This window comes from Pseudoflavonifractor sp. 60 (genome assembly GCF_009911645.1).
Lineage (GTDB): Bacteria > Bacillota > Clostridia > Oscillospirales > Oscillospiraceae > Lawsonibacter.
Genome location: NZ_QWKI01000253.1, coordinates 1 through 7,812, shown reverse-complemented (window position 1 = coordinate 7,812; position 7,812 = coordinate 1). Strand labels below are relative to the sequence as shown.

Genomic DNA, 7,812 nt, shown 5'->3' with positions numbered 1-7,812 from the left:
GACCTATGAGCTTATCACCATGATTATCGACAGGAACAATCTCCACGACGATGTATGCTGTAAGCGATGTATTTCAAATGCATCAAATACAACGTACAGTCAGCTCATTTGCGGCAGAATGATATGACTGGTGAAAGGAATGAGGGAAATGGCTGAATTGACTTATACGAGAGTTGGAGACTACTACATCCCCAATCTGCTACTTGACCCCGAACCAGAAGCAGAGAAATTCTATGGCAAGTACGGCGATCTGCGCCGAGAGTACATCCGGGAGCATCGGACCGCGCTGTGGGCATCCCTGGTGAACAGCGGCAGACTAGACGATCACCTGACCACAATCGAGCGGCTGGCGGAAATTAGGATGGACAAGATGCTGCCGCAGATGATGGAGGTCGCTGGTGCAACTGAGGAACTGAAAGCCCGCGACCAGATGGCGTGGTTAGGGTTGGTAAATAATTGCAGGGCCAGGGCCGAAGAAATTATTTTCACAGAACTGATATATATTTGAAATCCTCTGAATTTACAATTTTAACAATAAAAGGTCGTTGCTTATTTTGAGTAGCGACCTCTTATTGTCTGCGCTAAATGAGTCATTTTGATTTCACAGGTATTTCAATCTGCACGAGAGAGTCCTCAATCTGGTCGATTACGTTTATATTGATAACGGCTTCATAAGAGAATCCTGATAAAACAAGACCATGTTCTTTAACATAATCAAATATCCTTTGGTAACACAGCTCAGGGCTTTCCGCCGCGTCTCTATAAAACGCCCGCACATAATTCCCGGCTGGTTGGATGTGTAATTCATCGCTTTTTGTGGGAGACGGAATTTCAACAAAAAGTTTAGAATAATCCTCGAATCTTCCATTTTTCAGGCTATCTACCGTAATCATTGTCCCATAAGAAAAATCATGCAAGTTGCATAATTGGTACTTTTTCCTTTCGGCTGAAATTATCTCCACTTGTTTATCGAACGTAGTGTTTCGATTGATGTCCACGGTAACTAAACTGCGCGCCTTTTTCTGCACAATACCGATTTTCGATAAATCCATTGTCAATAATGTCTGCATATTCTGGCAATGGTAGGACAACGTTTTCCGCAGTGCCTTTAGATGGGCTATATTGCGGTCTATATCTTCAATTTTCTCTTGCATAAGCTGCTCCATGCTGGAGGCGCAACGGTTTTTCATAAAATCCTGAATTTCGCTAATTGGCAAATTCAGCTCCCGTAGCAGCAGAATTGTTTCCAAAACAGGACTTTGCTCGTAGCTATAATACCTGTATCCATTTTGGGGATGGATAAACGCTGGATGGAAAAGGCCAATTTCATCATACCACATCAGAGTTTTTTTGTTTATGCTATGCAGGGACGCAAATTGACCGATTGTGAGCAATTTTTTATTTTTCTCCATTTTTCAAAATACCTCTTGACTGTACAGTTACTGTACGGGTTATTATATCGCATATGCCGGAGAAACACAAGAAAAAAGGAGAAAAATAATGGAAAATGAAAACGCCTATAACAAGCCGGTTACGTTGGGGAACATCCTCAAATTCGCAGTCCCCACCATTGCAATGGCTGTCTTTATGTCTTTTTACACTATGGTTGACGGCCTGTTTGTATCAAATCTGATCGGTACAACCGCACTGTCTGCAATCAATCTGACAGCCCCTGTGATTCAAGTGATTACAGCAATTTCCACTATGCTGGCAACTGGCGGAAGTGCGGTCATCATGAAAAAGATGGGGGAGCAAAAGCAAAAAGAGGCAAGGGAAGATTTCACGTTCTTGATTTTAGTGAATGTGGTTGTTGGCCTGGTCATGACGGTGCTTGGGTACTCTCTGATGGAAACTATTTTTGGGAGCATGGGGCTGTCCCCGGAGGTCGCAGGCTATTGTACCTCGTATCTCAGCCGCTATCTTCTCTTTACAATCCCAATCCTGCTGATGAACAATTTTGCTCTGTATATGATCGCCTCTGAAAAAGCAACCCTGTCCCTGATTTGTTCCGTGACAGGTGGCGTACTGAACATCGTGCTTGACTATGTATTTATCGGCCTTTTGGACATGGGAATCGGCGGTGCGGCCATCGCCACGGGCCTGGGCTACTCTGTGACTGCCGTTGTAGGTCTGGTTGTGTCTGGAAACAAACAAAGCCTCCTTCACTTTACAAGGCCCGCTTTCCGATTAAGGGTTCTTGCAAGTGCGGCTACAAACGGATGCTCAGAAATGGCGACCACTTTGGTCATGGGAATCATTACAATGATGATCAATGGGGCCATGCTCTATTATGTTGGTGAAGATGGAGTTGCCGCCGTGACCATCATCACATATATACTGGTATTCGCAAGTTCCCTTTACACGGGGTATTCCTATGGCATCGCTCCTATGCTCAGTTACTACTATGGTGAGGAGAACTACGGGAAGCTAAAAAAGCTGGTTTCCACCAGTCTGAAAGTGATTGCTGTCATTTCTCTTGTGACAGTGGCAGCGTCCTTTGCCGCAACAAAGCCCCTGGTATCTATTTTTGCCCGACCGGATAATCCAGTCTACGATCTGGCTATCACTGGAAATCGAATCTGTACCCTGGCGTTGTTCTTTATCGGTTTTAATATCTTTGCCAGCGGGATGTTTACCGCATTGTCCAACGGTATTGTCTCCGCAATCCTCGCCTTCTCTCGCTCCTTTGTATTCATGCTGATTACCATGCTGATTCTTCCCGCAGTTTTGGGTGTAACTGGCATCTGGCTGGCTACACCAGTAGCAGAGACGATGGCGATGGTATTATCGGTGTTAATGCTCGTGAAATATCGGAAACGGTATCAATACTAAGGGGGTACCGTCTTGAACGCAGAAAACCGCAACTTAAATATAAGCGAGAAGCACAAAAGTTTATCCGTCGCTTTTCTGTAGCTATCCTAAAGGAGATTTGAATGGAGTACAGTGTATTGACTATCGGAATACCCGAGGAGTTATTTTCTAATTTGAAAAAGCTGATAGTCCAATACCGTCTGCGCTTTATTATGTCCCCCACAGTTCATGCGGCAGGCCAGATGTTAAGTCACCAGCCTTTTCATTTGCTGATGGTTAACCTGGAATATCTACGAAGCATCCAGCAAACGGACTGGTTGATAGGAATACGGCGTATCAGTTTTGTGCCAGTCATTATCATCTCGGACACACCAGAAAAAGATATGAAGGGAATGATAGAACTTGGAGCGGATATGTGTGTTTCTGGAAAATGGCCCTACTCCATGATAGCAGATTTAGCTTACGCTCAACTGCGGCGTTACACAGAATATAATCATTACAGAGATCCCGGTGGAGCTGAAATATCTCCCTTCCAAGTAGGTGATATTTTCATAGACCCAGCACGACGCATTGTAATGGTTCAAGGACGATCTGTAGATCTCCGTCCCCGCGAATTTTCTTTGTTGCTATACTTTATGCAAAACCCCAAAATCGTGCTGACCGCAGAGCAGATATGTGAACACGCATGGGAAATGGAGGGCAGCTATAACCGGGGTGTTTCTGGCCCGATTGCTCTTTTACGAAAGGGCATTGAACCAGACATATCGAATCCTTGTTACATCGAAACGATTCCCCGTATTGGTTACCGCTTTACTGCGTATCGTGACGAAACTTGCGATGATTGTAGTAGTTCTGTAGGACTTTTGTAGGAGTTCTGTAGGGCTTGTATTGTAGAATACTTCCATCATACAGGAAAGGAGTATTCACATGAGGACACCGCCTCCAATTTTGAACAAGCAGCGAATGACCGCTATCCCAAGAAACGGGATAGCGGTCATTTTTTGTTCGACATGAAAGTCACTGTTGCCTGATTAAATCCTGTTTTCCACTTTTTCTCTCAAATCAATTTTACAGAAATGGAGTAATGTCAATGGATAAAAAAGAATCCCTGTTGAAGCAACGTGACGAAGCAAAAAAGGAAGCCGCCCAATACGAGAACCAGGTAAAGATTTTGCTGAACAAGCAGAGGGATGCAGAACGCCACGCTCGGAACCACCGCCTGATTGTGCATGGCGCGATCATGGAGGGCGTGTTTCCCTTCACCGCCAGCATGGACGGCGAATCGCTCAAGGCGTTTCTGATTGACCTTTCCCGTCTGCCGGGAGCAGAGGAAACGGCGGAAAAGGCGCAAAAAATCGCCCCCACAAACTAAAGTCCGTTCTTAACGGCGCACTTATACACCGTTCCGGTGTCGTGCGCCCTGCCGGGGGCTGTTGCGTCCTGCGGACGCGATGGGGAAGTACCTTCCCCAAACCCCTTGTGCGCCAGCAAAAACGAAACATCCGCTTTGCGTCTGTTCTGTTTCCGCTGGCCTGTTATCCCCCGCTGTTGACTGCGGAGGAAGGAGGAAAACCACATAGCAATTTTTCACTGTCCCATTCAAATCATCAAGCGGAGCGTAGGCCGTTCGGCTGTCGCTGCTGCCGCCTACCGGAGCGGCGAGAAGCTGACAAATGAGTGGGACGGCAAGACCCACGACTACACGCACAAGCCCGGTGTTGTCCATACGGAAATCATGCTCCCCGCCCACGCCCCGCCGGAGTTTCAAGACCGTTCCACGCTTTGGAACTCCGTAGAGGAAATCGAGAAGTCCAGCGATGCCCAGCTTGCCCGCGAAATCGAAGTTGCCCTTCCCGTGGAACTGTCCAGAGCAGAGCAGTTGGCGCTTGTCCGGTTATTCGTCAAAGACAACTTTGTGGCAGAGGGAATGTGCGCCGACTTTGCGCTCCATGACAAGGGTGACGGTAATCCCCACGCCCATATCATGTTGACCATTCGCCCGCTGAAACCAGACGGACGCTGGGGACCGAAGTGCCGGAAGGTTTACGACCTGGACAGCCAGGGCAACCGCATCCCGGATGGCAAGGGCGGCTGGAAGAATCACCGGGAGGACACCACCGACTGGAACAACCGGGAGAACGCCGAGAAGTGGCGGGCGGCGTGGGCCGTTTATGCGAACCGGGCTTTAGAAGCTGCTGGCAGACCGGAGCGGATAGATCACCGCAGCTATAAGCGGCAGGGCATTGAAAAAATCCCCTCCATCCACATGGGCGTTGCCGCCAGTCAGATGGAACGACGGGGCATCCAGACGGAGAAGGGAGACATTAACCGCCAGATTGCCGCAGACAACAAACTGCTGAAGGAGATCAAAGCCCGCATCACCCGGATTTATAACTGGACGAAAGAGCAGGCTGGGACCGAACAGCCCCAAGATGGCGGTAGCCTTGTGGCCCGGCTTTATGAAGCCCAGGCCAAGGTCAACAGCAACAAAGCCCGTTCCCGTTCCGGTAAGATTAAGGCTCTCCAGGAGAACGCCAAACTGCTGGCGTTTTTGCAGGGCAACGGCATCAATTCCATGCAGGAACTTTATGAAAAAGTCTCTGCCATGAACAAGGATTATTACGATCTCCGTGGGCAGATTGTCGGCGCGGAACGCCGTCTTGCTGTCCTGGATGAACGTCTGGAAATGTGGGCGCAGTACGAGAAGTACAAGCCCATCCGCCAGAAGTTGGACAAGGTGAAACCGGGTAAGCGGGAGAAATACCAGCAGGAGCATAGGGCAGAGTTAGCAGACTTTGACGCTGCCGCCCATTTTCTGAAATCACTGAAAGAATCCGGTGAGGCGATCACGCCCAAAGCGTGGCGGGACGAAGCCGCAAAACTGGCTGTTCAGAAGGATGCAGATTATCAGAAAATGCGGGCTATGCGGGATGAAATCAAAGCTGTTGAATCACTCCGCAAGGCCGCTGACCGTCTGGCCCATGAGGGACAGCACCAGCAGAGAGAAACTGAGCGATAATTTTAATTTTGAAGAAAGGATTTTGCAGTTATGGATATGAATCCGTGGGAACGCCGCCAGAAGATTTTGGAGGCTTTGTGCCTCCGGCGGCATGATACATACGGAAATTTAGCGCATGAGTTTAACGTCAGCACCGGGACAATTCGCCGCGACATTGTGGTGCTGACCTGCTCTTATCCGATTGAAACCGTCCAGGGCGGTCACGGCGGTGTCCGGGTGGCGGAGTGGTTTCATCTTGACCGCAGGGCGCTGAACTCTGCGGAGATCACTTTTCTCCGCAGGTTAGCGGAATCGCTGGACGGCCCTGACCTGGAAATGCTCAACCGGATTATCGCTATATTTTCGCATTGAGGGCAACCGCCATGCAAATGAAAATCAGCGAAATCAAAATCAATCCTGGACGGCGGGACACCCAGCAGCGGAACGTGGAAGAACTGGCCCGGAGCATTGCCGCCGTGGGCCTGATGAACCCGATCACCATCACTCAGGACAACACACTTATTGCCGGACTTCACCGTTTAGAGGCAGTGAAGCTGCTGGGCTGGACGGAGATCGAGTGCGTTGTCAGTGAGGCGGACGGCCTGCAAGCGGAGTTGGCAGAGATTGACGAGAACTTTGTCCGGGCTGGCCTGTCCCACCGTGAATTGGGCGATCTGCTTCTGCGCCGGAAGGAACTCTATGAGGCCCTGCACCCGGAAACCCGCCAAGGCCAGCGAAACGGGCAGACCGCTAAGAACGACAATTTGACGCTTTTAGGCGCAAAGCCCTTTTCGGAGGACACCGCCGATAAGCTGGGCGTGAGCAAACGCACCGTGGAGCGGCTTGTCCAGACTGCCGCCAATCTGACTCCGGAGGCAAAGAAAACTATTCGGGCCGCTGGCGATAAGATCACCAAGGGGGCCGCGCTGAAAATTTCCAGACTGCCCCCTGACCAGCAGGAAGAAGCCGCTGCCGTTCTGACCATAGCGTCGCCCACACCGAAGCGGCAGGGGATGATGGACAGCGAAGCGACGTTGAGCGAGTTTAAGGCCCTATGCGCCCGCTATGTTTCCGGTATCGAATCCCTCCATCACCGGGCAGACATTTTTGCCGGAATGACAATTTCCCAATTTGACGCATTGGGTGATAGTGCCTATTCTGTCACGACCGCAATCAAGGAGTTTTTCGAGAAAGTGCATGAAATCCGACACGAAATGGAGAAGGAACATGAAAACTGACTACATCACCGGCGGCTCCACCCTGCCGCCCTACCTGGCTTATCCCCGGTTCCTGCTGGGCATGAATATCCGGCTGACCGCGAAAGAAGTGTACGCGATCATGTTGGATATGACGCTGAACTCCGAGGCCACACAGACCGACAAGCGCGGACGGCGCTATCTGGCGTTCTATAACAAGACCATCGCGGAGATCATTGACCGTACCCCCAGCACCGTAGCACAGTCCCTGCGGGAGTTGGAGGATGTTGGGCTGGTGGAGAAGAAACTGATAGCCCTCCATACCCCCTATCACATCTACATCAAGTTACCGGCAGGAGAGAGCGAGCCGTGATCGTCCACATGAACTATCAGCAGTATCGGACGGCGCGGCGACTGGTACATAGCTGCTGTAATTATGACTGCGGGAACTGTCTGCTGTTGGACAACGGCGAGGAATGTATCTGTCCCCAGAGTATCACATACTCGCTGATCTGCAAATGGTTCCGCGCCGCCGTCCTGCCGTTGGACACTGGCCTGTGTGCCGCCCTGCTCCATCGGGCTGATTTGAAAAAATGTGTCCTTTGCGGCGGTTCTTATCTGCCGAAATCCAATCGGGCGAAATACTGTCCCGACTGCTCCATTCGCATGAAGCGGGCAAAGGCCACAGAGCGCAAGCGGAAACAACGGCAGAACTGTCACGCTTTAGGGCTTAAAAAGCCCTGATTTTGCAAGGCTTTCCGAGGGCGGCTCAATAGGGGCCTGATACCATTCCCTATCCAGCCCCCC

General features: G+C 50.2%; 10 protein-coding genes. 9 read left to right on the top strand and 1 reads right to left on the bottom strand.

Annotated features, from left to right (window positions below):
• The first annotated feature begins 148 nt into the window (after positions 1–148).
• Positions 149–508, top strand: a complete 360-nt coding sequence (locus D1646_RS21010) for a TnpV protein (RefSeq protein ID WP_120424423.1) — start codon at positions 149–151, stop codon at positions 506–508.
• A gap of 82 nt (positions 509–590) precedes the next feature.
• Here the strand turns inward: D1646_RS21010 and D1646_RS21005 are convergent, their stop codons facing one another.
• Entirely contained in the window at positions 591–1,412 is an 822-nt protein-coding gene (locus D1646_RS21005; protein ID WP_120424422.1) for a MerR family transcriptional regulator, read from the bottom strand.
• A gap of 88 nt (positions 1,413–1,500) precedes the next feature.
• Between D1646_RS21005 and D1646_RS21000 the strand changes: the two genes are divergently transcribed.
• The 8 genes from D1646_RS21000 to D1646_RS20965 all read left to right on the top strand — a co-directional run bounded on the left by D1646_RS21000 (position 1,501) and on the right by D1646_RS20965 (position 7,749).
• Entirely contained in the window at positions 1,501–2,832 is a 1,332-nt protein-coding gene (locus D1646_RS21000) for an MATE family efflux transporter (protein WP_016324245.1), read from the top strand.
• A gap of 101 nt (positions 2,833–2,933) precedes the next feature.
• Complete coding sequence (locus D1646_RS20995) at positions 2,934–3,680, top strand: response regulator transcription factor (RefSeq protein WP_160638317.1); 747 nt, start codon at positions 2,934–2,936, stop codon at positions 3,678–3,680.
• A 221-nt stretch (positions 3,681–3,901) separates the two neighbouring features.
• Positions 3,902–4,183: a DUF3847 domain-containing protein gene (locus tag D1646_RS20990; RefSeq protein WP_016324247.1), complete on the top strand. Its 282-nt coding sequence runs from the start codon at positions 3,902–3,904 to the stop codon at positions 4,181–4,183.
• Between the two features lie 180 nt (positions 4,184–4,363).
• Positions 4,364–5,830 (top strand): MobQ family relaxase, encoded by a 1,467-nt coding sequence (gene mobQ / locus D1646_RS20985; protein WP_201754794.1) that lies wholly within the window; start codon positions 4,364–4,366, stop codon positions 5,828–5,830.
• A 30-nt stretch (positions 5,831–5,860) separates the two neighbouring features.
• Entirely contained in the window at positions 5,861–6,181 is a 321-nt protein-coding gene (locus D1646_RS20980; protein WP_243154284.1) for a DeoR family transcriptional regulator, read from the top strand.
• 11 nt (positions 6,182–6,192) lie between these two features.
• Positions 6,193–7,047 (top strand): ParB N-terminal domain-containing protein, encoded by an 855-nt coding sequence (locus tag D1646_RS20975; protein ID WP_160638316.1) that lies wholly within the window; start codon positions 6,193–6,195, stop codon positions 7,045–7,047.
• Entirely contained in the window at positions 7,037–7,378 is a 342-nt protein-coding gene (locus tag D1646_RS20970) for a hypothetical protein (RefSeq protein ID WP_160638315.1), read from the top strand. The genes D1646_RS20975 and D1646_RS20970 overlap by 11 nt, the downstream gene beginning before the upstream one ends.
• An 8-nt stretch (positions 7,379–7,386) precedes the next feature.
• Positions 7,387–7,749, top strand: a complete 363-nt coding sequence (locus tag D1646_RS20965; RefSeq protein ID WP_160638318.1) for a cysteine-rich VLP domain-containing protein — start codon at positions 7,387–7,389, stop codon at positions 7,747–7,749.
• Positions 7,750–7,812: the final 63 nt, after the last annotated feature.

Coding starts and splice junctions, on each gene's coding strand:
- D1646_RS21010 (WP_120424423.1), top strand. CDS start 149: ATGGCTGAATTGACTTATACGAGAGTTGGAGACTACTACATCCCCAAT.
- D1646_RS21005 (WP_120424422.1), bottom strand. CDS start 1,412: ATGGAGAAAAATAAAAAATTGCTCACAATCGGTCAATTTGCGTCCCTG.
- D1646_RS21000 (WP_016324245.1), top strand. CDS start 1,501: ATGGAAAATGAAAACGCCTATAACAAGCCGGTTACGTTGGGGAACATC.
- D1646_RS20995 (WP_160638317.1), top strand. CDS start 2,934: ATGGAGTACAGTGTATTGACTATCGGAATACCCGAGGAGTTATTTTCT.
- D1646_RS20990 (WP_016324247.1), top strand. CDS start 3,902: ATGGATAAAAAAGAATCCCTGTTGAAGCAACGTGACGAAGCAAAAAAG.
- D1646_RS20980 (WP_243154284.1), top strand. CDS start 5,861: ATGGATATGAATCCGTGGGAACGCCGCCAGAAGATTTTGGAGGCTTTG.
- D1646_RS20975 (WP_160638316.1), top strand. CDS start 6,193: ATGCAAATGAAAATCAGCGAAATCAAAATCAATCCTGGACGGCGGGAC.
- D1646_RS20970 (WP_160638315.1), top strand. CDS start 7,037: ATGAAAACTGACTACATCACCGGCGGCTCCACCCTGCCGCCCTACCTG.
- D1646_RS20965 (WP_160638318.1), top strand. CDS start 7,387: ATGAACTATCAGCAGTATCGGACGGCGCGGCGACTGGTACATAGCTGC.